The sequence below is a fragment of the Actinoplanes utahensis genome (assembly GCF_016862455.1).
GTDB lineage: Bacteria > Actinomycetota > Actinomycetes > Mycobacteriales > Micromonosporaceae > Actinoplanes > Actinoplanes utahensis.
Map to the genome: position 1 here is coordinate 23760 of NZ_BOMZ01000022.1, position 25709 is coordinate 49468.

Genomic DNA, 25709 nt, shown 5'->3' on the forward strand with positions numbered 1-25709 from the left:
CCGTGATCTGGGGTACCGGGCCGGCGCGAGGGTGGAAGGCCCGCGCCGGCCCGGTAGCTCTCAGGACCGCATCTCAGTGCTGGACGAACACCGAGACGGTCCGGGCCGGGACGGTGAGCGTGCCGGTCGCCGCGGCGAACGAGGCGGTACGGGTCACCGGGTCGGCGGAGGACCGCTGGATCGGGTGCAGGGCGACCTTCTTGCCGGCGAGCGCGGGCACCGTCTGAGTGGCGGTGGTCGTGCCGGCGTTGAAGACGACCGTGATCGACTTGTACTGACGGTCCACGCCGCGGGCGTCGATCGTCATGGTGATCACGCCCGGGGTCTCGTTCGCGCCGGAGAGCGGGAACGAGACGCGCTGCTCGACCTGGGCGCCGGACGGGAGCCCGAAGGCCGGCGTGGACTTCCGGATCTTCAGCAGCTCCTGGTAGGTGCTGTTCGCCAGGTTGATAGCCGCGCAGTCCGGGATGAGGGACCTGTCGGCGAGCAACGGCTTGGCGTACGGGTACTTCGCCTCGTTGTCCGCCTTGGGCGGCAGACCGCGGCCGAACCCGTTGCCCTTCGCGCAGTCCCAGATGATCTCGTTGAACCAGTCGCCGGAGTTGAACGAGTTCCGGTCGAGGGACTTCGATCGCAGCCGCTCGCTGCCGGTGGTGACGAAGCCCGCGCCCTGCCCGAGCACCGTGGTGGCCAGCGCCACCGACTGTGCCCGCGCCCGGTCGGCGGCAGTGGTCGCCTGCGGCAGCTTGTACGCCAGCGAGTCGTACAGGATCTCGTTGTCGTGCGCGTCCACGTAGGTGATCACGTCACCGGGGTCGACCGTGTACCCGGCCGGCGCCCCGTTGTAGTCGACCTGCGAGCCCTTGACCCTCGCCCCCGACGAGTCGGTGAACGTGTAGTCGGCGAGGTTGCCGGTCAGACCGACCTTGATCAGGTCCTGGTAGTGCAGCAGGCGCGCCTTCTGCTCCGCCGCGGTGCCGTTGGCCGCGTCGCCGTTGGGGGCGCCGGCCAGACCGGACGCGAAGCCCTGGATGCGCGGGTTGCCGTCGAACGGGCCGCCACCGCGAACGGCGTCGCGGAGCCGGTCGTTGAACGTGCCGATCCCGGTGCCACCCATGTTGAGCTGCGTGGCCTGGATGAAGCGGGCGTCGTTCGCCACCTCGCCGAAGTTCCAGCCCTCGCCGTACACGTAGATGCTCTTGCCGTCGACGCCGTCCCGGGCGACCGTGAGCTTGTCGAGGGCCTTGCGCACCGCCAGGATGTTCGCCTTCGGGTGGTGGCCCATCAGGTCGAAGCGGAAACCGTCGACCTTGTACGCCTTGGCCCACGTCACGATCGAGTCGACGACGAGCTTGCCCATCATCGCGTTCTCCGGCGCGGTGTTGGCGCAGCAGGTGGAGTTGGCGACGGTCCCGTCGGAGAGCAGCCGGTGGTAGTAGCCGGGCACGATCTGGTCGAGCACCGACTTGGCGTCCGTGCCGGCGGCCGAGGTGTGGTTGTAGACGACGTCCATGACGACCCGCAGGCCGGCCTGGTTGACGCCGGCGACCATGCTGCGGAACTCGCGGGTCCGCTGGTCGGGGTCGGCTGCGTAGCCACCCTCCGGAACCGTGTAATGCAGCGGGTCGTAGCCCCAGTTGTACCCGTCCGTCGCGGCGACCTCGGCGATGCAGGCCTGCTGCTCTTCCGAGTCGGCCGGCAGCGACGCCAGGTCGCAGGGCGGTTGCTGCTGGTCGGCGCGCTTCTCCGGGATGGTGGCGAAGTCGTACGCCGGCAGCAGATGCAGGTGGGTGACGCCGGCCTCGGCGATCTCCTTCAGGTGCTTCGTGCCGCTGGAGTCGACGGTGAAGGCGCTGAAGGTGCCCCGCTTGTCCGCGGGCACGGTGCTGTCGGCGATGGAGAAGTCCCGGACCGACAGCTCCGAGATCTGGATCTTCGCGGGGGCGGTGGCGGCCGGCTTCCTCAGGGTGTTCCAGCCGGCCGGCGCGAGTGCCGGGTCGGACAGGCTGACGAACCGGCTGCGGGTGGAGTCGGCGGTGAGCGCGACCGAGTACGGGTCGGTCACCGACGCCGTGACGACCTTCTGCGCGGCGGGTTGCCACGCGGTCACCCGGAACTCGTAGAACTTGCCGGCCCAGTCGCCGCGGCCGGACCAGACGCCGGTGCGGTCGTTGCGGGTCAGCGGGACCAGGGCCGGGGAGGCCTGATCGGCGGTGTCGTAGACCTCGAGCTCGACGCTGCGGGCAGTCGGCGCCCAGACGGCGACGCTCGCCTTCCTTCCGTTGACGACCGGCCCCAGGTTCTCCTTGACGGCCGCGCCGTAGACATCGTCGAGGACGCCGGACAGCTGAACGCCGGAGGCGGAGAGAAGTTTGCCGGCGGCGTCGCGCTCGGTCACCACGACCTGCCCGCGCAAGATCTGTCCGATGTCTCCCGACTTGATGTCGAACGCGCCGTACTGCCACAGGTGCGGGAACTCCTCGCGTTGACGCTCGGTGAGACCATTGCGCCGTGCGGCCAGCGAGATCGTGGAATATGTCCCGGTCAGCTCGCCGTCCGCGACCCCGATGCCGCCGTTCGGCGCGTACACCAGGTGGTAGACCTTGCCGTCCGTGCCCGCACCGACCGGTTGGAGGGTGCTGCCCGTGCCGGTCTTCCAGGCGATCGTGCCCCGGTCCAGCCAGACCGCGGCCGATTTGGTCACGTCCACCACGCCACCGCCGGCGGCGGTCTTCACCAGCGGCAGCAGGCGGGCCTCCTGACCGGCGAGCAGCCAGACCTCACGGCCCGCCTTGGCGAAGTCGAGGGACTGGTCGGTGGGCAGGTCCTTCTCGTCGCCCTTGTGGATGATGTAGCTCAGCGAGGTCGCACCGGCCGCGAGCGGCACCTCGAAGACCGCGCCGTAGGCGTCGACCCGGGACGGGAGCAGCGGGGTGGACCAGTCGGTCGGGCTCGCCGCGCCGGCCCAGACGTGCAGGCCCCAGCCGTCGTAGTTCCCGTCGGCCCGCTTCCAGTGCAGGATCGCCCTGTTCGGGTCCTGCGCCGGGTCGGGCCGGCCGGTGGCCGCCTGCCGCGAGGTGTAGAAGGCGGCGTCGCCCTGCTTGATCCAGATCTCCGGGTTGGCGCCGATGTCGATGGTCCGGTCGGCGTCGACGTCCTTGGTGCCGTCGTCGTCGACCACGACGAAGCCGACGCTCTTCGCACCCGGCTTGAGCTTCACGTAGGCGAAGCGGCCGTACGAGTCCTCCCCGGTGAACGGCTGCCCGTCCGGCCAGGTGGTGGACATCGACGGGTCGATGTCGCCCCACACGTACAGGTTCTGGTCGTCGTAGCCGCCCGCGGGCCGCTGGTAGTGCACGACCGCGTAACCGGCGGTGGACTGGGCGACCGGGGTGCCGACGGTGATGTTCGTGGTCGAGGACGCGAGGCGTCCCCTGCTGTCGCGGACCACGGCCTTGTACCGCACCGGGGTGTTCCCGGCGAGCCCGGTCAGGTCGTGGTAGGCCCGGTACGGCGCCTTGTCGGCGGTGCCGAGCAGCTTCCACGGGCCGTTGCCGGCCTGGACCGCGAAGGTCACGGTGGACAGCGGGTCACCGGTGACGTCGGCGACGATCTCGGTGCGGGTGGCGACCGATGCGGCGGCCTTCGGGCTGCTGATGGTCACGGTCGGAGCGTTCGACGGTACGGCCACCGCGCCGCCCGCCTTGAAGACGACCGAGGACAGCGCCGGCACGGTGATGGTGATCCGGCCCTCGGCGTCCGAGGTGACCGCGCCCGCGCCGCCGTAGATCCCGGCGAACGTGGTGTTCGGGGTGGCGGTGGCGAAGCTGACGGTCTGCGCCGTGGTGGCGTTGTTGACCGCGACCACGTACTCCTTGCGGGTGTGGTCCCGGGCGATCCGGGACGCCGCGAAGACGCCCTGGCCCTCGGCCGCGTACCGGGTCTGCTGGATACCGGTGACCAGGGCCGGGTTGGCCTTGCGCAGCTTCGCCAGCGCGGAGATCGTCTGGTAGACGGGGTGCGTGGTGTTGTAGTTGTCGGTCGCGTGGGTGCGGTCGGTGCCGATCAGGTCGTCGTCCAGGTAGTCCGCCGACCTGCTGGCGAACATGTCCTGGCGGGCGTCCTTGTCGCCGCCCGGCCCGGTGAAGCCCTGCTCGTCACCGGAGTAGACGACCGGCTGGCCCCGGGTCAGGAACATCAGCTCGTGGGCGAGCTGGTCGCGCCTGAGCTGGGTGTCGGCGGTCGCCGCGGCGGCGATGAACGAGCCGATCCGGCCCATGTCGTGGTTGCCGAGGAAGGTCGGCAGCCGGTCGGCGCCGGTGTCCCGGGCGGTGTAGAGGTCGTCCTTGGCGTACAGGCCGCTCAGGGCGTCCGCGCCGCTGTTGCCGGTGACGAAGCCGCGCGCGGTCTCCTGGAACGAGAAGTCCAGGGTGGCCTGGAGGTTGCCCTCGCGCACGTAGGTCGACTGGATCTCCTGGTCGGCGCTGTAGACCTCGCCGAACATGAAGAAGTCCTTCTTGCCGGCCCTCGCCGCGGCCTTCTGCACGCCGGGCGCCCACTGCTGCCAGAACTCCAGGTTGGAGTGCTTGACGGTGTCGAGGCGGTACCCGTCGATGCCGGTGTCCCGGACCCAGTCGCCGTAGATCTTCGTCATGCCGGCGACGACCTCGGGACGCTCGGTGAAGAGGTCGTCGAGGCCCTGGAAGTCGCCGTACTCGCTGTTCTCGCCGGCGAAGGTCGAGTCACCGCGGTTGTGGTACATGTTCACGTCGTTGAGCCACGAGGGCTTCTTGACTGTCGCATCCGCTTTCGAGCCGAAGATCGGGGTGTACGGGTACGACGTCGCGTCCGTCTTCGGGAACTCGCCGGAGGTCGCGTAGTTACGGTCCTCGAACGGCTGCCCGTCGGTGTCGGTGTACGGCGAGTCCGCCTTGTCGACGTACGTGTACTTGTTCTCCGCGTACTTGATGACGTCGGCGGTGTGGTTGACGATGATGTCCAGGTAGATCTTCATGCCCCGCCGGTGGGCGAGGTCGACCAGCCTCTTCAGGTCGGCGTTCGTGCCGAAGTGCGGGTCCACCTGAGTGAAGTCGGTGATCCAGTACCCGTGGTAACCGGCTGACACGTCGCTGCCGACGCCCTGCACGGGACGGTTCTTGAAGACCGGGGCGAGCCAGATCGCGGTGGTGCCGAGGCCCTGGATGTAGTCCAGGCGGTCCATCACGCCCTTGAGGTCGCCACCGTGGTAGAAGCCCTTGTCGGCGGGGTCGTGACCGGTGGAGAGACGGTCGCCGGAGAGGCCGCCCCTGTCGTTCCTCGGGTCGCCGTTGGCGAACCGGTCCGGGAGCACGAAGTAGAACTGCTCCCCCGACGTCGGGTCGTTGTCCGAGCCCCACTCGGTGACGACGGCATCACTGGGAACGGAGGGTGCCGCGGCCGAGGCGGAGGCCGGCACGGCGATCAGTGGAAGGAAGAGGCTGAGCAGCGCTGCGCCCAGTCTCAGACGGCGGTACAAGGGTCTTCTCGGTGCCACAGCGCACCCTTCCGATTCGGTGGTATCGGATTGACTGTTATATATTTCTGCACGCTGCCCCGGCGCGGAACCCATCGGAAGCACTCCCGTAGGGTGAGCCCCGGCAGGCTCGACGACGCGCCGCCGGCAACACGGCCGAAAAGCCGTTCGAGGCCCGTTCCATCGAACGATCGGCCTGTATCGTTCCTGTTGCCGGGACGTTAGCAAGGTCTTGCATGGAATGGAAGACCTTTCAGGTCCATGCCGACCACACAACAGACGACTAGAGTGAGACCATGCGTGCGCGAATGGCCGATATCGCCAAACAGGCTCAGGTCAGTGAATGGCCGATATCGCCAAACAGGCTCAGGTCAGTGAGGCGACGGTGTCGCGTGTCATTAACGACCGCCCCGGCGTCTCCGCTGAAACCCGCCAGGCGGTCCTGACCGCCCTCGATGTGCTCGGTTACGAACGACCGGAACGCCTGCGGAAAAGAAGCGCCGGACTCGTCGGTCTCGTGGTGCCCGAGCTGGAGAACCCGATCTTCCCGGCGTTCGCCCAGGTGATCGAGTCGACGCTGGCCCAGCACGGCTACACCCCGGTGCTGTGCACCCAGTCCCCCGGCGGCGTCACCGAGGACGAGTACGTGGAGATGCTCCTGGACCGCCAGGTCTCCGGCATCGTCTTCATCTCCTCACTGTCCGCCGACACCACCTCCGACCGCTCCCGCTATCAGCGCCTGCTCGACCGGCCGCTGCCGATCGTCCTGGTCAACGGCTATGCCAAGGAGCTGGAGGCGCCGTTCGTCTCCTGTGACGACCGGGTCGCCGGCGACCTCGCCGTCACCCACCTGGTCGCGCTCGGGCACAAGCGGATCGGCCTGATCTCCGGCCCCAACCGGTTCATCAACACCCAGCGCAAGCTGCAGGGCTACCGCACGGCCATGAAACGCGAGCTCAACGCCTCGGACGCGGAACTGGACGAGATGACCTCGCTGACCCTGTTCGGCGTGGAGGGCGGCGAGGTGGCGGCGGAGCGCCTGCTGGCCAAGGGCGTGACCGGCCTGATCTGCGCCTCCGACATGATGGCGCTGGGCGCGATCCGGGCCGCCCGGCGGCGGGGGCTGCGGGTGCCCGAGGAGGTCTCGGTGATCGGCTTCGACGACTCGACGCTGATCCCGTTCACCGACCCGCCGCTGACCACGCTGCGGCAGCCGGTGGCGGCGATGGCGGTGGCCGCGGTGCGATCGCTGGTCGACGAGATCAACGGGCACGGCGCGCCGCATTCGGAATACCTGTTCCATCCCGAGCTGGTGGTGCGCAACTCGACGGCGATCGCCCCGGCCCGCTCGGCGGTCGCGGTCGCCGCACCCGCCTGACGAAATTGCGCGGATGGCGGCCCGGCTGCTGCCCGCGCATCGTGAGAGCGTTCTCACGAAATGTCGAAACACCGTCAGGCGCCCACCGGAATCGGTGAGCGCCTGACGGGAATCGCTGGGAGGAATCAGCCCTTCGTGCCGCCGGCGGTAAGGCCGGAGACGAGATGCTTCTGCGCGAAGAGGAATACGATTCCGGCCGGGATGGTGACCAGTACCGCGGCCGCGGTGAGGTATTCCCACTGCGCGTTGAACTGCGGCACGAACTGCTGCAGGCCGTAGGACAGCGTGTATTTGTCGTCGGTCTGGATGAATGCCGACGCGTACGCGACCTCACCCCAGGCGGTCAGGAAGGCGTAGAAACCGGTGACCGCGATGGCCGGGCGAGCCAGCGGCAGGATCACCCGCCAGAAGATCCGGAACGGACCGCATCCGTCCAGCGCCGCCGCCTCGTCGAGCGAGGTGGGGATCGAGTCGAAGTACCCCTTGAGCATCCAGGCGCAGAACGGCACCGCGATGGTCAGGTACGCGATGACCAGCGCCGGCAGCGTGTTGATCAGACCCAGGTTCGCCATGATCGTGTAGATCGGGACGATCAGGATGGACACCGGGAACATCTGGGTGACCAGGAAGACCAGCATCAGCGACCGGCGGCCCGGGAAGTTGAACCGGGACAGCGCGTAACCGGTGGTGGCCGAGAAGAAGATGCCGATCAGCATGGTCAGCGCCGCGACGATGACCGAGTTCAGGAACCAGCTCGGGAAGTTCGTCTCGAACAGCACGTACTCGTAGTTCGCGACCGTCGGGTCCTTGATCAGGGTGATCTCGGTGCTGTTGACCGCGTACCCGGGCTTGAACGACGAGAGCACCACCCAGGCGATCGGACCGATCGCGATCAGCGAGGCGACGATCAGCGTGGCGTGCAGGCCGATCGACGCGCCGATGCCGCGCCGGCCGCGCCGCGGCTTGTTGACGCGGGCCGGTGTCTCGTTCGTCGGCGCCGCGACCGGCGGAGTGGTCGTCATCTGAGCCATGTCACCAAACCTCGCCTTGCTTGCGCAGCGCCCGGCGGTAGAACACCGAGAAGATGAGCAGGATCGAGAGAATCAGCACGCCGTACGTGGAGGCGAGCGAGTAGTTCCGGATGCCCTCGAAAGCGGCCCGGAAGGCGCCGGTCACCAGGATCTCGGTCTCCCCCGACGGCGCGCCCTCGGTCGTCAGGAAGATGATCGGGAACATGTTGAACGTCCAGATCGTGCCGAGCAGGATCACCGTCATGCTGACCGGGCGCAGACCCGGCAGGGTGATGTTCCTGAACCGCTGCCACGGCGTCGCGCCGTCGATCTCGGCCGACTCGTAGAGCTCCTCGGGGATGCTCTGCAGGCCACCGAGCAGCGCCACCATCATGAACGGCACGCCCAGCCAGATGTTGGTGACCACCGCGACGAACAGCGAGGTCCACTTGTCGCCGAACCAGGCGACCGAGTCGACGCCGATCGAGTTGAGCACCGAGTTGATCAGGCCGAGCTGTTCGTTGAAGAGGAACTTCCAGGCGAAGGCGCTGATGAACGCCGGCACCGCCCACGGCAGGACGAGCAGGACCCGGTAGAAGCCGCGGAACCGCATCTCCCGGTGGATCATGACGGCCAGGCCCAGGCCGAGGCCGTAGTGGAAGGTGACACCCGCGATGGTCCAGACCACCGTGGTGCCGGCCCACTGCCAGAACTCGCCGACCTTGCCGGTGAGGATGTTGATGTAGTTGTCGAGGCCCACGAACGACCAGGCGTTCGGGTTCTCCTTGCAGACCTCGCCACCGGTGATCGACTTGGTGCAGATCTCGGCGATGGTGTTCGCCTCGTTCTGGTTGGTGAAGGTGATCCAGATGCCGTTCACCAGCGGGTAGAAGATCAGGACCGCCAGGACGGCCACGACCGGCACGACCATCGCCCAGGCCGTCCAGTGCTTGTCCCAGCTCCGCCGCAGCTTGGTCGACAGTCCGGCGCTCCTCGGCGCCGCGTCGGCGGTCACAGTGCTCATCAGCTGTGCTCCAGGGAGGAAAGGCGCCGGCCCTCGTCCGGGGCCGGCGCCTAGGTCAGTGCGTCAGTTGGTGGCGTACGAGGTGACGACCTCGGCCTTGTACTTCTGGGCGACGGCGTCGAGCGCGGCCTTCGGGTCCTTGTTCTGCACCAGGACCTCGGTGGCGAGCTGGTCGAGCGGGCCGAAGAACTGGCCACCCTCCGGGATCCACGGGCGGCTCACGGCCGACTCGGTGACCGGCTTGAAGGCGGAGACGACGGCGTTGTTCTTGACCGAACCGATCTCGTAGGCCGACTTGCGGGTGGGCAGCAGGCCCAGCTTGTCGGCGAGGACCGCCTGCGACTCGGCGGAGTTCATGAACTTGATGAACTCGACCGCGGCGGCGGCCTTCTCCTGCGGGACACCCGAGTAGACGACGTAGTTGTGGCCGCCGATCGGGGAACCGGCCTTGGCCGAGCCGGCCGGGACCGGCGCGATGCCGAGGTTCTCCACGCCACCGAAGGCCGGGGCGGACTTGACGTTGCCGACCTCCCACGGGCCGTTGATGATGAACGCGACCTTCTTCTCCTTGAAGAGGGTCATCATCGTGTCGTACGCGCCGGTCGCCGGCGGCTTCGGAGCGGCGCCGCTGTCGATCAGGTCCTTCGCGGCCTTCAGGCCCGCGACGTTCTGCTCGGAGTCGACGACGATCTTCTTGGCCGCCGTGTCGACCAGGTCGCCGCCCTCGCCGTACAGGAACGGCAGGGTGAAGTAGCCGGCCGGGTTGATGTAGAGGCCGGTGGCGCCGGTCTTCTGCTTGACGGCCTGGGCGGCGGTCTTCAGCTCGGCCCAGGTCTTCGGCACCTGCACGCCGGCCTTCTGCACCAGCTCCTTGTTGTAGAGCAGGGCGAGGCTGTCGGTGACCTGCGGGACGCCGTAGGTCTTGCCGTCGAACTTGTTCGAGGCCAGGGCGGCCGCGTTGTAGTCCGACTCGTCGGCGAGCAGCTCGGAGCCGTCGAGGGAGTAGAGGTAGCCCAGCGACGCGAACTCGGGAACCCAGGCGACCTCGGCGCGCAGGATGTCCGGGGCGCCGGTCTTGGCCTGCGCCGCGGTCTTGAACTTGTTCTGCGCGTCAGCGAACGGCACCGACTGGTAGTTGATTTTGACGTTCGGGTACTTCGCGTTGAACTGCTTGATCAGTTCCTGGAAGACCGGACCCTCGTTCTTGGCGTCCGAGGTGTCCCACCAGGTGAGCTCGGCGGACAGGGAGGCCGGGTCGACAGCCGCCGCCTTGCTCTCACTGGCGGCCGGCTTCGAGTCGCTGCCACAGGCGGCGACGGAGAAGGCGAGAGCCACGGAGGAGAAAGCGGCCAGTCCCTTAGTTATGCGACGCATGTTGCGCTCCTTGAAGACCTGCTTGGTGACGACCGGACGGTAGCAAGAAGTTTCGGGCTTAGAAACCCCTTGCGAATCCACTTGCAACATCGCCGTCGCCAAGAAACGCCACGATTCCGGCATCGCGGGCGCATCGGCGGCCCTAGCTGCCGTTCCGTTACCAACGGGGTCGCGTTCCGGAACAACACCGTCATGGAACCGGCTTGCATAGCTTGCAGGGACGGATGCGCGAAGGCGCTCGAGAGAGCGTTCAGCGATGCAACTTCTTGCATCAACGACTGAAAATGCCTGCCGGATCCGAACGAGTCGGACCGCTCCCACGAGAGAAGTGCGTCAAACAAGTAAAAAGGCGGTGACGGGCATACTGCCCGTCACCGCCTCGGCGCCCCTGGGGCTGCCGGGTCACCTGCTCCCGGTCACCTGCTCCAGATCGCGGACCATCTCGGAGAACACGACCGGATCGACGTCACCCAACGTGGCGAACTGGCGCTCGAGCCAGATCGGGCCGAGGGTCTGCTCCGGATAGAAGTCCACGTCGCTGAGATCGACACCCGGAATCAACTCCATGTCCAGCATGTCCGTCAGGTTCGCGACGACACTGCGCACCGTGCGGCCCTCCATGGCGTTGTGCACCCAGCCCTTCCTCACCAAGCTCGCCAACGCGCGGGACGGGATCCGCCGGCCCTCGAACCGGGTGAGTTTCTTCTCCGGCGCCTCGGCCTCGGTCACGGTGGCGATCTCTCGGCCCAGCTGCGTGAACGGCTGCAGGATCCCGTAGTCGGCGAAGATCTCCGACCACTGCGCCAGGGTCTCCCCCAGCTGAACCGGATGAACCACACCGACCACCTCGTCCTCGGCGATCGTGGTCACCTCGTCGTGCACGTCGGCGAACGTGCCGTCCTCGGCCACCCGGAAAGCGCCGGTCAGCATGCCCTTCGCGTCGTAACGCCCCCAGAGCAGCCGGCGGACCGGATGCCGCAGCAGCGGGTGCCCGACGAGGAAACGGCGGAACTCCTCCTCCGTCCAGCGGCGGCCGGCCACCATGGCCCGCTCCAGGCGGCTGACCTGACCGACGACGACGGTCCGCACATCCTTCTTCAGCTGGGTGAACCGCTGGTAGGCGGCGGGCGCCAGCTCCGCGTCGTCCCGCACGCCCGGACGGGGCAGACTTTTGAGAACACTGCCGTCGCCGTCCACCACGCACAGTTGCAAGTCCTCGTCGAACCGCACCGCGAAGCTCCGCGGCCCGTAATCGAGGGTCAGGCTGCCGTCACGATCCAGCCCGAGGTCCGGAACCAGACGGTCGGCGAGCTGATCGGTCGTCAGACCACGCCTTTCGGCGAGCCGGCCGAGCCGATCCCGGGCGGCCGAGCGGAGACCGTCATATCGCGACATCTCAGCGATGTGGTTGATCTGCAGCAGGGCGACCTCGGTGCCGATCCGCTCCAGCACGCTCAGACCGCTGAGGGCGCGCTGGTGCCCGCTCTGCCCCGGCCACGCCATGATGTGCGGGGTCAGCCGCCGCACCACCTCGTCGTCGCCGACCAGGCCGAGCGTGTCGAGCACCCAGCCCTGCCTGCCGTTGCGCCCGGCGGCCACCCACGCCTCGAACAGCCCCCAGGCGAACCGGGCCAGGTCGGCCGGCTCACACGCCTGGAGGACGATGTCCAGCCCCGGATAGGGCAGATGGGGATCGTGCAGCGCGAACACCGTCGCCAGGTCCCGCAGCGAGGCGGTCGGCAGGACGAACGCCGGTGCACCGGCGTCCAGGGAGGACCGCCGCAGACGGACCGGGGGCAGCGTGGCGGGGTCGAACCACTTGGGGATGGGAGGGAGTTTCGCGGGCAGGACAGCCCACGGATCGGTGCCGATCAGCGTCTCGACGGCCGCAGCGGCCTCGGCACCGTAGGACTCACCGGCGGCCCGGACCGCCTCGGTGTGCCCGGCGGCGATCAGGTTCAGAAGGGCGAGCCGCGCGCTGCGCCGGACACGATCGATGTCACCGAAAGCGCGGGGCAGGAGAGTCCGCACGGCGAACTCGCCATGCCGATCCAGCCAGGCGTGCGCCGCCGCGGCGGTGCCCGGCTCGCGCAGGTGCGACTCCATCCGCCACGTGATCGTGGCGGATCGGAAGGGCAGCAGCAGCCCCTCGGACGTCACCCGCTCGCGACCGGCCAGGCGCAACACGGTGATCAGCGCATCCGTCCCGAAGCGAGCGACGATCCGCCGCATCCAGGAGCGCCACTCCGGTGTGCTCTCCGGACGCCAGTCAGCAAGCAGGGGCCGGGCCATCTCCTCCGGCCCGGCGGCGAAGAACTCAGCCGCCTCACGGGCGAAGACCGGCTCACCCCGGCGCAGCCGGCCGGCGGTGGCCGCCCAATCGCCCTCGCCGGACAGCTCGAACGGGGCCGACAGCCACTCCTCACGCTCGCCGGGCGCCCACACCATGCTCTCCGCCTCGGGTGCCGTCAGCTCAAGGACGGACGGTGCGCTGCTCCCCCGCCGCCGGCGCCACGGCGGGGTGGCGAGCAGCGGCGGCAGCGCCTCCGGCGGGGCGGTCGCGAGCGAGGCATCGGGTGTCTCCCATGTCATGGCGGCACGATATCGATCACCTATGACAAAAACGGGAGCGGCCTCGACCGCTCCCGTCTCCCGTCCTGCCTCAGATCAGCGCGGGACGACCTTCTCCACCGCCCACTGTCGCCAGTTGTCCAGCTTGTGCTGCACGGTGGCGAGCTGGTCGGCCACCGGGCCGGGACCGGTCGAGCCCGGCGTCTTGCGCGCCGCCAGCGCCGACGACACCGACAGCACCTCGCGCACCGACGGGTCCAGGTGCTCGCTGACCGTCTTCAGGTCGTCGTCGGTGAGATCCTCCAGCTCGGACCCGCGGGCCGAGCAGAGCGCCACCAGCTTGCCGGTGATCTCGTGCGCGTCCCGGAACGGGACGCCCTTGCGGACCAGCCAGTCGGCGACCTCGGTGGCCAGCGAGAACCCCACCGGGGCGGACGCGGCGAGCCGGTCCACCCGGACGGTCATCGTGGAGATCATCCCGGCCAGCGCGGGCAGCAGGAGCTCCAGGGTGTCGACCGCGTCGAAGGCCGGCTCCTTGTCCTCCTGCATGTCCCGGTCGTACGTCAGGGGCAGTCCCTTGAGCATGGTCAGCACCGCGACCAGACCGCCGACCAGCCGCCCGCTCTTGCCCCGGGCCAGCTCGGCGATGTCCGCGTTCTTCTTCTGCGGCATGATCGAGGAACCGGTGGCGAAGGCGTCGTCCAGCTCGACCCAGCCGAACTCGGTGGAGGTCCAGAGCACCACCTCCTCGCCGAGGCGGGACAGGTGCACGCCGATCAGCGCGGTCACGAAGAGGAACTCGGCGACGAAGTCACGGTCGGCGACGGCGTCCATCGAATTCGGCGCGGGGGCGGTGAAGCCCAGCTCCTTGGCGACGGCGGCCGGGTCCAGCGGCAGCGACGAGCCGGCCAGCGCGCCCGAGCCGAGCGGGCTGATCGCGGTCCGCGCGTCCCAGTCGCGCAGCCGCTCCAGGTCGCGCAGCAGCGGCTGGACGTGCGCCAGCAGCCAGTGACCGAAGCTCACCGGCTGGGCGTGCTGGAGGTGGGTCATGCCGGGTGCGGCGGTGTCCACGTTGCGGGCCGCCTGCTCGGTCAGCGCGTCCGCCAGCTCGATCAGCGCGACGGCCACCCCACGGGCGTGATCGCGCAGGTAGAGCCGCAGGTCGGTGGCGACCTGGTCGTTGCGGGACCGGCCGGCGCGCAGCTTGCCGCCGAGCGCACCGAGACGCTCCAGCAGGCCCCGCTCCAGGGCGGTGTGCACGTCCTCGTCCTCGACGGTGGGACGGAAGTCGCCGGCGGCGCAGGCCGACTCCAGGTCGTCCAGGGCGGCCAGCATGCGGCCCAGCTCATCGGCGTCGAGCAGGCCCGCGTTGGCCAGGACCCGGGCGTGCGCGCGGGAGGCGAGCAGATCGTAGGGCGCGAGGCGCCAGTCGAACTGCACGCTGACGCTCAGCCGGGCCAGCGCCTCGGCCGGGCCGCCCGCGAACCGCGCACCCCAGAGCCGCGTCGGCTCGTCGCTCTCCGGCACACCTTCTCCTCGGTCGATCACGTTTCGTTACCTTCCTGACCCTATCGCTGCTGCCGGGGCCCCGGATCGCGGCCCGGCCCCGTCGCGGTGGATGAGACGGGGCAGGCGGGGTCGCGGTCGTCCACCGTTTCCGCCGTACGCATAAAAATGCTCTTGATCTGATAAGTTTGCACCATGACCCGCCTCGATCTCACCGGTGATGTTGTCGAACTCACTCGGACCATCTGCGACATCCCGTCCGTCAGCGGCGACGAGAAGGCTCTGGCCGACGCCGTCGAAACCGCCCTGCGCGCCTACGGCCACCTCGAGGTCCTGCGCGACGGGGACGCCGTCGTGGCCCGGACGAACACGGGACGCGGGACCCGGGTCGTGATCGCCGGGCACCTCGACACCGTGCCGATCAAGGACAACCTGCCGGTGGTCGTCGACGGTGACATCATGCGCGGCCGCGGCACCGTCGACATGAAAGCCGGTGTCGCGGTGGCGCTGCACCTGGCCGCGACGCTGAGCGAGCCGCGGCACGACGTGACCTACGTGTTCTACGACCACGAGGAGGTCGCGGCCCGGCTCAACGGGCTCGGCCGTCTGGTGCGCAACCACCCGGAGTGGCTGGCCGGCGACTTCGCGATCCTCGGCGAGCCGTCCGACGGCACCGTCGAGGGCGGCTGCCAGGGCACCATGCGGGTCAAGATCACGGTGCCCGGGGTGGCGGCGCACGCGGCCCGCTCGTGGAAGGGCAGCAATGCCATCCACAGCGCGGGCGCGGTGCTCGACGTGCTCCGTGCCTATGTGCCGCGCCGACCCGTCGTCGAGGGCCTGGAATATCACGAGGGCCTCAACGCGGTGAAGATCGAGGGCGGCATCGCCGGGAACGTGATCCCCGACCTGTGCACCGTCCACGTCAACCACCGCTTCGCCCCCGACCGGGACGTGGCGGCGGCCGAGGCGCACCTGCGTGAGGTGTTCGCGGGTTTCGAGCTGGAGGTCGTCGACGCGGCGCCGGGCGCCCGGCCGGGTCTGGAGCAGCCGGCCGCCAAGGAGTTCGTCGACCTGGTCGGCCGCCCGCCGGCGCCGAAACTGGGGTGGACCGATGTGTCCCGGTTCGCCGGCCTGGGCATCCCGGCGGTCAACTTCGGGCCGGGCGACCCGCTGCTGGCACACACCGACGGTGAGTTCGTGCCGATCCCGGAGATCCGCCAAGCCCTGCACGTGCTCACCACCTGGCTCAGCTGACACCCGGGTCATCCCAGCGCAGCGTGGCGACCCGCGGTCCGAACCGCGCCGCTGGTCGCCACGCTGGGGGTTCTACTCGGCCGGGTCGGCGGCGGCGCGGGCGATCGCGCCCGGCACCGAGTACATGTGGGCGAACGCGCGGGCCTGCTCGCCGGTCCACAGCGACGATCCATGGCCGTAGACGACGCCCGAGCGGGTCGCCGCGTCCAGCAGGCTGTGCGGGCTCTTGCTGCCGAGCAGCACGATGTTGCCCTTGTGCAGCCGGACCCGCACGGTGCCGGTGACCCGGGTCTGGCTGGAGTCCAGGAAGGCCCGGAAATCGTCCATGATCGGGTCGAAGTACACGGCCTCGTGCAGCAGGTCGCCATAGGTGTTGCCGAGCGTCGCCTTGGTGGCCTGCTGCCGGTTCGACAGGACCAGTTTCTCCAGCTCACGGTGCGCGGCGATGAGGATCAGCATGCCCGGCGCCTCGAATCCGACCCGGGCCAGGTTGCCGACCATGGTGGAGCCCATGTGGATGCCCCGGCCGACGCCGTGCTCGCCGCCGAGCACGTTGAGCGCCGACAGGATGTCGTAGTTGTTCTCGTTCGGCAGCGGCGCGCCGTCGACGGTGACCGCCGAGACGACCTCGCCCTTCTCGAAGCCGATCAACAGCTCGACGCCCTTCTCCGGGGCCTCGTCGATCGACTTCGTGTAGGTCCAGGCGGACTCCGGCAGATAGTCCCAGGAGCCGTAGGTCTCCTCGCCGCCGATCGACGTGCCGATCAGGCCCTCGTTGATCGAGTAGAGCTTGACCTTCTCGCTGACCTCGTAACCCCGGGACCGCAGGAACTCGGTCTCCCCCTCGCGGGTGAGCCGCTCGTCCCGGATCGGGGTGACGATCTCCAGGTGGGGGGCCAGCGCCCGGATCACCGCGTCGTACCGCACATGGTCGGCGCCGGCGCCGGTCGAGCCGTGCGCCACCGCGTCCGCGCCGACCTCGAGGGCGACCTGCACGACCTTCTCCGCCTGGATCAGCCGCTCCGCCCCGACACAGGACGGGTAGGCGCCGTTGCGCAGATAGTTCGCCTTGATCGCGTAGGTGACGACCCGCTCGTAGAGCTCGGCGCGGGCGTCCACCACGTGGTGCTCGACGGCGCCCAGCTCCTCGGCGCGCGCCTTGACCACCTCCGCCTCACCGCTGTGCAGGCCGCCGGTGTCGATGTTGGCGGTGACCACGTCCCAGCCCTTCTCGCGGAAGTCCACGAGGGCGTACGACGTGTCCAGACCACCGGAGAAGGCGAGGACGATCTTGCGCTTGGTCATCGGGGCAGTTCCTTTTCGAGAATCGGCACATATGTCTTACCGTCCCGGCGGACGTGGCCGGGCGGCAGGACATAGAACTCACAGCGGCCCGCTTCGATGTCCTTCTGCATCGCCCGCTGGCGGCTGTAGTCGAACGGATCGAGCAGGAAGGTCGGCTCGGGAACCTCTCCCCCGGCCGGGAGCGTCAGGTCGCTCTGGTAGACGAACGAACCCGGCGAGGTGTGGAACGGCACTGTCGCGACCAGGACCTTCAGCGCGCCGAACTCGGTGTGCACCTTGAGGGCGCTGTTGTCGTACTGGGTGACGCCGTCGAGTTTCTGCGCGCGGTAGGCGGACAGCGCGAGCGCCTTGGCCGCCTTGCCCAGCCCGACCGCCGGCATCAGCGACCACAGCGACCAGCCGACCCAGCGGCCCGGCTCGGCGGACGGAGCCGCGCAGTAACCGCCGACCGGGACGGGACCGCGGTAGCCGCTGTCCCGCATGTCCTGCTGGACCTTGCGCAGCAACTGCTTCACGTCGGTGTCGAACCGGAACGTGGACCGCTCGACCATGTCCGCGAACTCGGCCTGCGGCAGGCCGGCGATCAGGGCCGCGGCCGGCATCAGGATCAGGTCGACCATCACCCACTGCGGCATCGGGATGCCCCGGTCACCGAACGCGATGCCGTTGATGACGTTGAAGAAGTTCAGGAAGTCCCGGATCGACCACTCCTTCTCGGCCGTCTCGGTGAAGTCGAGCCAGCTGAGCTTGTGGCCGTACGGCGTCTCGTTGAGGTGCGGCCGCAACGTCTCGTTGGAGGCGAGAAAGAACTCCACCCCGTGCCCGACCAGGCTGTCGGTGTGGTCGGCGAAGTCGGGGAAGCGGGCCTCCACGGCTGGCTTGAACGTCATCAACGACTCTCCTCCGAGTCCGACCTGCTCCAGTTGCTGAGTTTCTCCGCCAGCAGCGCACCCGACACCGGGCTCGCGTCCCGGGCCACCACGAAGATGGTGTCGTCGCCGGCGATGGTCCCGACCACCTCCGGCAGCCCGGAGCGGTCCAGGGCGCTGGCGAGGTACTGTGCGGCGCCCGGCGGGGTGCGCAGCACCGCGATGTTGCCGCTCGAGTCCACCCCGGTGAGCAGCTCGCGCAGCAGGCGGATCAGGCGGGCCGGGCCGTGCTCGGTGCTCTCCCGCAACGGCTTGTGACCGTCCTCGGGGATGTAGTAGATGCCGCTGACCTTGACGGCGTTCAGCTCCTCCAGGTCACGGGAGAGCGTGGCCTGGGTGACGTGAACACCCTCGTGGGCGAGGATGGTGGACAACTCGGTCTGCGACTTGACCCGCTTGGTCCGGATCAGGTCGACGAGCCGGGCATGCCGCCCCGCACGGGTCAGTGGCGTGCTCATGACCGGCCGTTGGCAGCCAGCAGCCAGGCGAGCAGCGCCTTCTGGGCGTGCAGCCGGTTCTCCGCCTGGTCGAAGACGGCGCTCTGCGGCCCGTCGATCACCTCGTCGGTGATCTCCTCGTTGCGGTGCGCGGGCAGGCAGTGCAGCACGATCGCCTCCGGGTCGGCGGCGGCGAGCAGCTCCTTGTTCACCTGGTACGGCCAGAAGGGGGTGAGCCGGTCCTTGCCGTCGGCCTCCTGGCCCATCGACGTCCAGGTGTCGGTGGCGATCACGTGCGCCCCGTCGGCCGCCTCCCGCGGGTCGCGCAGCACCTCCACCGAACCGCCGGTCCACGCCGCGATCTCACCGGCCCGGGCGACCACGGCCGGCGACGGGTCGAACCCGGACGGGCCGGCGACCCGCACGTTCATCCCGGCCAGAGCGCCCGCGATCAGGTAGGAGTGGGCCATGTTGTTCGCCGCGTCACCGACGTAGGCGAGGGTCCGCCCGGCCGTCGACCCGAACCGCTCCCGGATGGTCAGCAGGTCGGCGAGCAGCTGGCAGGGGTGGTAACCGTCGCTGAGCGCGTTGATCACCGGCACGTCGACGCCGGAGGCCAGCTCGGCCAGCCGCTCGTCGCCGTGGGTGCGGTAGACCATCGCCGACACGTACCGCGCGACCACCCGGCCGGCGTCGGCGAGCGTCTCGCCGCGTCCGAAGTGGGTGTTCTGCGTGTCCACGATGATCGGCTGGCCGCCCAGCTCGGCGATGCCGGCCTCGAACGAGAGCCGGGTGCGCAGGCTGGCCTTGTCGAAGAACACCGCGACGCTGCGCGGGCCGGCGAGCGGGTGGTGGCCGAACCGGTCCGCCTTCATCTCCGCGGCCAGGTCGAGGATCTGCGACTGCTCCTCGGGCGTCAGGTCGTCGTCACGCAGGAAATGGCGGGTGGTCACCGGATACCGTCCAGGGCAGCGATCAGGGCGTCCGCCTGATCGGAGGAGATGATCAGGGGCGGGGCGAGCCGGATCACGTCCGGCTTGGCGGGGTTGACCAGGAAACCGGCGTCCCGCAGCTTCGCGGCCACGTCAGTGGAGACCGGCTCGGTGAGCACGATGCCGAGCAGCAGGCCGGCGCCCCGGACGTGGGACACCAGCGGGTGACCGAGCGCCTCGATGCCGTGCCGCAGCTGCTCCCCGACCCGCTTGACGTGGTCGAGCAAGCCCTCGCCGGCGATCGTGCGGATCACCGCGAGGCCGGCCGCGCAGGAGACCGGGTTGCCGCCGAACGTGGTGCCGTGCGAACCCGGCTGGAAGAGGTCGGCGGCGCGCCCGAAGGCGATGCAGGCGCCCAGCGGCAGACCGCCGCCCAGCCCCTTGGCCAGGGTGACGACGTCCGGCTCGACGCCCTCGCTCTGGTGGTGGAACCAGTGCCCGGTCCGGCCGATGCCGGTCTGCACCTCGTCGAGTGCCAGCAGGGCGCCGGCCCGCTCGGTGATCTCCCGTGCCGCCGTCAGATATCCGGGCGGCGGGACCACCACGCCGTTCTCCCCCTGGATCGGCTCCAGGATCACCATCGCGGTCTCGCTGGTGACGGCCGCCTCCAGAGCGGCGACGTCACCGAACGGGACGTGGGTGACCGACGGCGGCAGCGGCCGGAACGGGTCGGCCTTCGACGGCTGACCGGTCAGCGCGAGCGCCCCCATGGTCCGGCCGTGGAAGGCGCCGTCGGTCGCGACGACATGAGTCCGCCCGGTCAGCCGGGACAGCTTGAACGCCGCCTCGTTGGCCTCCGCGCCGGAGTTGGTGAACAGCACCCGCCCGGACCGGCCCGCCAGCACGAGCAGCAGGTCGGCGAGCGCGACCGGAGGCTCGGAGATGTACAGGTTGGAGACGTGACCCAGCTGCTGGATCTGCTGCGTGACGGCGGCGACCACGGCCGGGTGGGCGTGACCCAGGGCGTTGACGGCGATGCCGCCGAGAAAGTCGACGAACTCCCTGCCGTCCTCCGCGGTCAGCACCGCGCCCTCGCCCTTGACCAGGCCGATCGCCGGCGTGCCGTAGTTGTTCATCATGGTCTGCTGCCAGCGCTCGACCAGGGTGCTCATGCCGGCACCTCCGCTTCGCTCCGGCCCCGGCCGGATCCCGGCGCTGAACCTGTTGATTCGCTCGCAACCTCGCGAATGGACGGGACCACCATCGTTCCGAATCCTTCTTCCGTGAAGACTTCGAGCAGAGTCGAGTGGGCGACCCGGCCGTCCACGACGTGTGCCGCCGGCACCCCGCCGCGGACCGCGCGCAGGCACGCCTCCATCTTCGGCGCCATCCCCGACTCCAGGGAGGGCAGCAGTCTCTCCAGGGCGTCGGCATCGATCTCGCTGGTCAGCGACGAGGTGTCCGGCCAGTTCGTGTAGAGGCCCGGCACGTCGGTGAGGACCACCAGCTTGCGGGCACCGAGCGCGACCGCGAGCGCGGAGGCGGCGGTGTCCGCGTTCACGTTGTGCAGGACGCCGTCGGCGTCCGGGGCGACCGTCGCGATCACCGGGATGCGGCCGGCCGCGATCAGGTCGTCGACGGCCGAGGTGTGCACCTCGTCGACGTCACCGACCTGGCCGATGTCGACCGGCTCACCGTCGACGATCGCCTGCCGGCGGACCGCGGTGAACAGGCCCGCGTCCTCCCCGGAGAGACCCACCGCGAACGGCCCGTGCTGGTTGATCAGACCGACCAGCTCCCGGCCCACCTGACCGACCAGCACCATCCGGACGACCTCCATCGCCTCCGGGGTGGTGACCCGCAGGCCGCCGCGGAACTCGCTCTCGATGCCGAGCCGGGTCAGCATCCGGCTGATCTGCGGGCCGCCGCCGTGCACGACGACCGGCTTGATGCCGACCAGGCGCAGGAACACCATGTCGGCGGCGAACGCCTCCTGCAGCTTCGGGTCGATCATGGCGTTGCCGCCGTACTTGATCACGACGGTGGTGCCGTGGAAACGCTCCAGCCAGGGCAGCGCCTCGATGAGGATGCCGGCCTTCTCCAGCGGGTTCATGACGAATACGCCGAGTTCTCGTGCACGTAGGCGTGCGAGAGGTCGGTGGTCCAGATGGTCGCGCCCATCTCGCCCTCGTGCAGATGGATGGTGACCTTGACGTCCCGGCCGGAGAGGTCGACCTTGCCACGGTCCTCGGCGGCGGCGCCGTTGCGGCAGATCCAGACGCCGTTGATCGCGACGTCGATGCGATCCGGCTCGAAGGCCGCGCTGGTGGTGCCGATCGCGGCCAGGATGCGTCCCCAGTTCGGATCGTTGCCGAAGAACGCCGTCTTCACCAGGTTGTTGCCGGCGACCGTGCGGCCCACCTCCACCGCGTCGGCCTCGCTGGCCGCGCCCTGCACCTCGATGGCGATGTGCTTGGTGGCGCCCTCGGCGTCGGCGATCAACTGCTGGGCCAGGTCGTGGCAGACCTCGGTGACCGCGGCGGTCAGCTCCTCCAGCGAGGGCTGCCGGTCGGAGGCGCCGCTGGCCAGCAGCAGCACCGTGTCGTTCGTCGACATGCAGCCGTCGGCGTCGATCCGGTCGAAGGTGAACCGGGTGGCGGCGCGCAGCGCGGCGTCGAGCACCTCGTTGTCGGCGGAGGCGTCGGTGGTGATCACGACAAGCATGGTGGCCAGCGCCGGGGCGAGCATGCCGGCGCCCTTGGCGATGCCGCCGACCGACCAGCCGTCCCGCTGGGCCACCGCGTTCTTCGCCACCGTGTCCGTGGTCATGATCGCCTCGGCGGCCCTGGTCCCGCCGTCGGCGGCGAGCGCCTTGGCGGCCGCGCTGACACCCGGCAGCAGCTTGTCCATCGGCAGCAGCTCGCCGATCAGGCCGGTCGAGCAGACCGCCACGTCACCGGCGCCGATCATCATCGGCTTGGCGCCGCCGCGCAGCACGCTCGCGGTGTGCTCGGCGGTGGCGTGCGTGTCCCGGAAGCCCTGCGAGCCGGTGCACGCGTTGGCGCCGCCGGAGTTGAGGATCACGGCGCGGACGATGCCGCCCCTGAGCACCTGCTGGCTCCACAGCACCGGCGCGGCCTTGACCCGGTTGCCGGTGAAGACGCCGGCGGCCGTGTAGTCCGGGCCGTCGTTGACGACCAGGGCGACGTCGGCGTTTCCGCCGCTCTTGAGCCCGGCGGCGACGCCGGAGGCCCGAAAGCCCTTGGGATGGGTGACGGTCACGGGGCCACTCCGAAGACGCTCAAGCCCGTGGTCTCGGGCAGACCGAACATGATGTTGGCGTTCTGCACGGCCTGGCCCGCGGCGCCCTTGCCGAGGTTGTCCAGCGCGCTCACGACGATGATGCGGCCCGAGTCGATGTCGACGGTGGCCTGCAGGTGGCACGAGTTGGAACCGGCGGTGGCGGCCGTGTGCGGCCAGACGCCCTCGGGCAGCACGTGCACGAACGGGGCGTCCGCATAGGCCGCCTGCAGCGCCTCGCGCGGATCACCGCCGTTGCGCCGGCGGGCCGTGACGGTCGCCAGGATGCCGCGCGGCATCGGCGCCAGGATCGGCGTCATCGACAGCGAGCCCGCGCCGGTGGCCTGCTTGATCTCGGCGACGTGCTGGTGGGCGCCGACCTTGTAGGGCGACAGGTCGCCCATGATCTCGCTGGCCAGCAGGTGCACCTTGGCGTTGCGGCCGGCGCCGGACGTGCCGGAGCTGGCGACCACCACGATGTCCTCCGGGTCGGCGACGCCGGAGGCGATCAGCGGCGCGAGCGCCAGGATGATCGTCGCGGCATAGCACCCCGTGTTGGCGACCCGGTCGGCCCCGGCGATCGCCTCCCGCGCGCCGGGCAGCTCGGGCAGACCATAGGTCCAGGTGCCGGCGTGGCCGCCACCGTAATAACGGGTCCACTGCTCGGCGCTCTCCAGCCGGAAGTCGGCGCCCAGATCGACCACCTTGACCCCGGGCTCCAACTGGGCCGCGACGGCCGCGGACTGCCCGTGCGGCAGAGCGAGGAAGACCAGGTCGGCGCCGCGCAGCGTCTCCGCGTCGGTGGCGCCGAGGACCAGGTCGAGCCCGGCCAGCTGCGGATGCACCGCGCTCACCGGCGAACCCGCCTGGCTGTGCGCGGTCGCCGCGACGAGGTCGAACTCGGGGTGCCCGGCGATCAGGCGCAGCAACTCACCGCCCGCATAACCACTGGCTCCCGCAACCGCGACCCGGACGCCCATCGAGACCCTCCGCCTCTCTGCATGAATATGCAGTCAACCGTAACTTCTCGCAGTCATTCCGACAAGCGACGACACCCGCGTCCCGCATGGTGAGCGTCACGGTCACGACCCTTCCGCGGAGAAGACCCTTTCATCGGTACGCCGTACACCGTGCCCAGAAGCAGAATCAGCCGTCCCCGCTCCCCCGCGCGAGACAGGCGGTGCGAACCACCGCACCGCGACCGCCGGGCGAATGCGGTGGTCACGGAAGACGACGGCAGCCCCACCCCGCGGACGGGACTCTGTTGGCGAATCCGCGCCGTCGTCGTTGGCGGCGGGGCGGACGAGACTGACGGCCCGCCCGGTCGCCTCCCGCGGCCGCTCGGGAACCGCAAGGTTCACCATGACGCCGCGTTACGCGGTTACGGGCCCAGCGCGCGTCATCGGCGGCAGATGAGGGCGCCGGCTTGCGGTGTCGGCGACTGACCCGAGCTTGCCAGGAGGGCGGCGGAGTCTGCTCCGCGGCGATGAACGGAAGCCGTTCACGGGGTCTACTTTGCGAGCAGAACCGTCGAGGTCTCTGGCGAGAACGCCCTCCCACGTTGTCCTGACGGTGCCGCCCTGAACAATGGGCGGCGGCCCCGCCGTACAAGGAAAGGTTTGATCATGGGTTGGAACACCTCGGTGCTCTTCCGTCGGGACGTGACGGCGGACGAGGCTGTGGACGACCTCGCCATCACAGATTTCAGTGGCGAACTGGTCGGAGCCGACCAGGCTACAAGCGCCCTCAAGCCGGACGCCCTCTATGCCGCCGAGTCGGGTGGCTGGGTGCAGGTCTGGAACCCGATGATGGATGTGGTCATGGGCTGGGAGCCGACCGACCCGGCCGACGCTTTGGTGGTCTTCTTCAGCAGCGTCTCGAGCACATACGGCTTCACGCTGTTCACGAACGGCGAACGAACCCGGCATTACGTCTACGCCGATGGTGTGGCCGTCGAGGACGAAGGAACGCCACTGCTGGTCGAGGCCGAGATCGCCCTGCCGTCCTGGGGCCCAGACGAGGACTTCCTCTGGTCGATCATCACGGCAGTCACCGGTCTCCAGTACGACGAAAAGCTGCAGTACCGCGTTTACCCGGTGTGACGGGCATGGTCATAGCGCATCACCGACGGCCTGAGCGCGTGCACTGTCATCGGCACAAGCGTGCACGCGATCCTGGCTCGATGGACACGCACCGTCACGACGGTCTGGCGGCAGCACACATGCTCAGCGGCATGAGAGTGCCTTCTGCCCCATCGGCTGGGCTATAGCCGTCCCAGCGACGGGTGGCTAGAGTCCGTGACTATCCCTGCGCCAGCAGAGTCGCCTTCTCGGCGGCGTCTACCAGCGCAGCGGCCAGAGGTCGAATGACGGATGCTCCCACAATCCGCGGGCGACTGGATCGATCTTGATCGAAAGGTGCCCTTGGGTCACCATGATCGGATGCGCGACACGCCACCGACCCAGCCGTTGTTCGTCACGCCGACCGGGGCAGAGGTCATCGGGTTCCAGGCTGAAGGCGACGAGGCTCTGCGGTGGTGGGAACAGCTGCGGCTGGCCCATCCGGAGAGCGGGCTCTGGCCGCTGCTGATGGATGCCGACACCCCCGAGCAACTGACCGCGTCGTACCCCTCCAACGGACAGGTCTGGTCGGCAGCCGACGCGCAGGCGCTGAACGGCGCCGCGCTTCTGGCCGAACGCGGCGAGCGGTACCTGAGCACCAGTTCCCCGAGCTACGCCGCGGAGCTGCGCGCCGAACTGGCCGGCGAACGAGTATGGCCCGAGAAACCAGAACGACCCGGGTTCGGGCTTCCCTACGGCTGGGACGGGGAGCCGGCCGAAGTCACCGTCGCCCTGGTGCCCGCCACCGCACCGTGGCTGGTGCCGGTGACCCTGCAGCACAGCGTCTTCTGGGACCCGGACCCGGCCGAGCATTCCGCGATCATGCGCTACTGGTACGAACGGTACGGAGCCGAACCGGTCGCCTGGACCGACACGACCCTCGAATACGCCGTCGCCCGCCCGCCGGCCACCCCGCCCCACGCTCTGGCTCTGGCCTGGGAATACCGGCAGTACAACGACGGCGAGTACGACTACTATCGCGCGGACACCCTCACCGAGCTGGCCGCCGGCCTGATGAACGCCCCGGTCTGGCGCGTGTGGTGGGACTGACCTGAGC

General features: G+C 69.4%; 18 protein-coding genes. 4 read left to right on the plus strand and 14 right to left on the minus strand.

Annotated features, from left to right (window positions below; all coding sequences use genetic code 11):
• Positions 1 to 73: 73 nt before the first annotated feature.
• Positions 74 to 5515, minus strand: a complete 5442-nt coding sequence (gene pulA / locus Aut01nite_RS07120; RefSeq protein WP_043528234.1) for a pullulanase-type alpha-1,6-glucosidase — start codon at positions 5513 to 5515, stop codon at positions 74 to 76.
• 340 nt (positions 5516 to 5855) lie between these two features.
• Here pulA and Aut01nite_RS07125 point away from each other — a divergent pair, with 340 nt between their 5' ends.
• Complete coding sequence (locus tag Aut01nite_RS07125; protein WP_204037465.1) at positions 5856 to 6890, plus strand: LacI family DNA-binding transcriptional regulator; 1035 nt, start codon at positions 5856 to 5858, stop codon at positions 6888 to 6890.
• A gap of 125 nt (positions 6891 to 7015) precedes the next feature.
• Here the strand turns inward: Aut01nite_RS07125 and Aut01nite_RS07130 are convergent, their stop codons facing one another.
• From Aut01nite_RS07130 to argH, 5 genes are all read right to left on the minus strand, one after another.
• Entirely contained in the window at positions 7016 to 7921 is a 906-nt protein-coding gene (locus tag Aut01nite_RS07130; RefSeq protein WP_043528236.1) for a sugar ABC transporter permease, read from the minus strand.
• A 1-nt stretch (position 7922) separates the two neighbouring features.
• A complete protein-coding gene (locus Aut01nite_RS07135; protein WP_043528238.1) occupies positions 7923 to 8924 on the minus strand; it encodes a carbohydrate ABC transporter permease in 1002 nt (333 codons plus the stop codon).
• A gap of 63 nt (positions 8925 to 8987) precedes the next feature.
• Complete coding sequence (locus Aut01nite_RS07140) at positions 8988 to 10298, minus strand: extracellular solute-binding protein (RefSeq protein ID WP_043528239.1); 1311 nt, start codon at positions 10296 to 10298, stop codon at positions 8988 to 8990.
• 402 nt (positions 10299 to 10700) lie between these two features.
• The gene (locus Aut01nite_RS07145) at positions 10701 to 12890 is read right to left on the minus strand and encodes a DUF4132 domain-containing protein (RefSeq protein WP_052164097.1); all 2190 of its coding nucleotides are present in this window, start codon (positions 12888 to 12890) and stop codon (positions 10701 to 10703) included.
• A gap of 75 nt (positions 12891 to 12965) precedes the next feature.
• A complete protein-coding gene (argH, locus tag Aut01nite_RS07150; protein ID WP_052164099.1) occupies positions 12966 to 14417 on the minus strand; it encodes an argininosuccinate lyase in 1452 nt (483 codons plus the stop codon).
• Between the two features lie 153 nt (positions 14418 to 14570).
• Between argH and dapE the strand changes: the two genes are divergently transcribed.
• A complete protein-coding gene (dapE, locus tag Aut01nite_RS07155; RefSeq protein WP_043528242.1) occupies positions 14571 to 15629 on the plus strand; it encodes a succinyl-diaminopimelate desuccinylase in 1059 nt (352 codons plus the stop codon).
• 72 nt (positions 15630 to 15701) lie between these two features.
• On the opposite strand, the gene argG is transcribed toward dapE, so the two are convergent.
• Genes argG through argC form a run of 8 tightly spaced genes read right to left on the minus strand, consistent with a single transcriptional unit; the run spans position 15702 to position 23512 of the window.
• Positions 15702 to 16934, minus strand: a complete 1233-nt coding sequence (gene argG, locus Aut01nite_RS07160; protein WP_043528245.1) for an argininosuccinate synthase — start codon at positions 16932 to 16934, stop codon at positions 15702 to 15704.
• The gene (locus Aut01nite_RS07165) at positions 16931 to 17824 is read right to left on the minus strand and encodes a hypothetical protein (RefSeq protein WP_043528246.1); all 894 of its coding nucleotides are present in this window, start codon (positions 17822 to 17824) and stop codon (positions 16931 to 16933) included. The genes argG and Aut01nite_RS07165 overlap by 4 nt, the downstream gene beginning before the upstream one ends.
• Positions 17824 to 18321, minus strand: coding sequence for an arginine repressor (locus Aut01nite_RS07170; protein WP_043528249.1), 498 nt, complete (start codon positions 18319 to 18321; stop codon positions 17824 to 17826). Before Aut01nite_RS07170 ends, Aut01nite_RS07165 begins: the two co-directional genes overlap by 1 nt.
• Positions 18318 to 19253, minus strand: a complete 936-nt coding sequence (gene argF, locus Aut01nite_RS07175) for an ornithine carbamoyltransferase (RefSeq protein ID WP_043528251.1) — start codon at positions 19251 to 19253, stop codon at positions 18318 to 18320. The genes Aut01nite_RS07170 and argF overlap by 4 nt, the downstream gene beginning before the upstream one ends.
• Positions 19250 to 20404: an acetylornithine transaminase gene (locus Aut01nite_RS07180; RefSeq protein WP_043528252.1), complete on the minus strand. Its 1155-nt coding sequence runs from the start codon at positions 20402 to 20404 to the stop codon at positions 19250 to 19252. Before Aut01nite_RS07180 ends, argF begins: the two co-directional genes overlap by 4 nt.
• Positions 20401 to 21345, minus strand: a complete 945-nt coding sequence (argB, locus tag Aut01nite_RS07185; RefSeq protein ID WP_052164101.1) for an acetylglutamate kinase — start codon at positions 21343 to 21345, stop codon at positions 20401 to 20403. Before argB ends, Aut01nite_RS07180 begins: the two co-directional genes overlap by 4 nt.
• On the minus strand, positions 21342 to 22514 hold the full coding sequence (argJ, locus tag Aut01nite_RS07190; RefSeq protein WP_043528254.1) for a bifunctional glutamate N-acetyltransferase/amino-acid acetyltransferase ArgJ: 1173 nt from the start codon (positions 22512 to 22514) through the stop codon (positions 21342 to 21344). Before argJ ends, argB begins: the two co-directional genes overlap by 4 nt.
• Positions 22511 to 23512, minus strand: a complete 1002-nt coding sequence (gene argC, locus Aut01nite_RS07195) for an N-acetyl-gamma-glutamyl-phosphate reductase (protein WP_043528255.1) — start codon at positions 23510 to 23512, stop codon at positions 22511 to 22513. Before argC ends, argJ begins: the two co-directional genes overlap by 4 nt.
• Before the next feature lie 645 nt (positions 23513 to 24157).
• Between argC and Aut01nite_RS07200 the strand changes: the two genes are divergently transcribed.
• Together Aut01nite_RS07200 and Aut01nite_RS07205 are read left to right on the plus strand one after the other, a co-directional pair.
• Positions 24158 to 24634 (plus strand): hypothetical protein, encoded by a 477-nt coding sequence (locus Aut01nite_RS07200; protein ID WP_043528259.1) that lies wholly within the window; start codon positions 24158 to 24160, stop codon positions 24632 to 24634.
• Between the two features lie 339 nt (positions 24635 to 24973).
• The gene (locus tag Aut01nite_RS07205) at positions 24974 to 25702 is read left to right on the plus strand and encodes a DUF4253 domain-containing protein (protein WP_052164103.1); all 729 of its coding nucleotides are present in this window, start codon (positions 24974 to 24976) and stop codon (positions 25700 to 25702) included.
• Positions 25703 to 25709 lie beyond the last annotated feature (7 nt).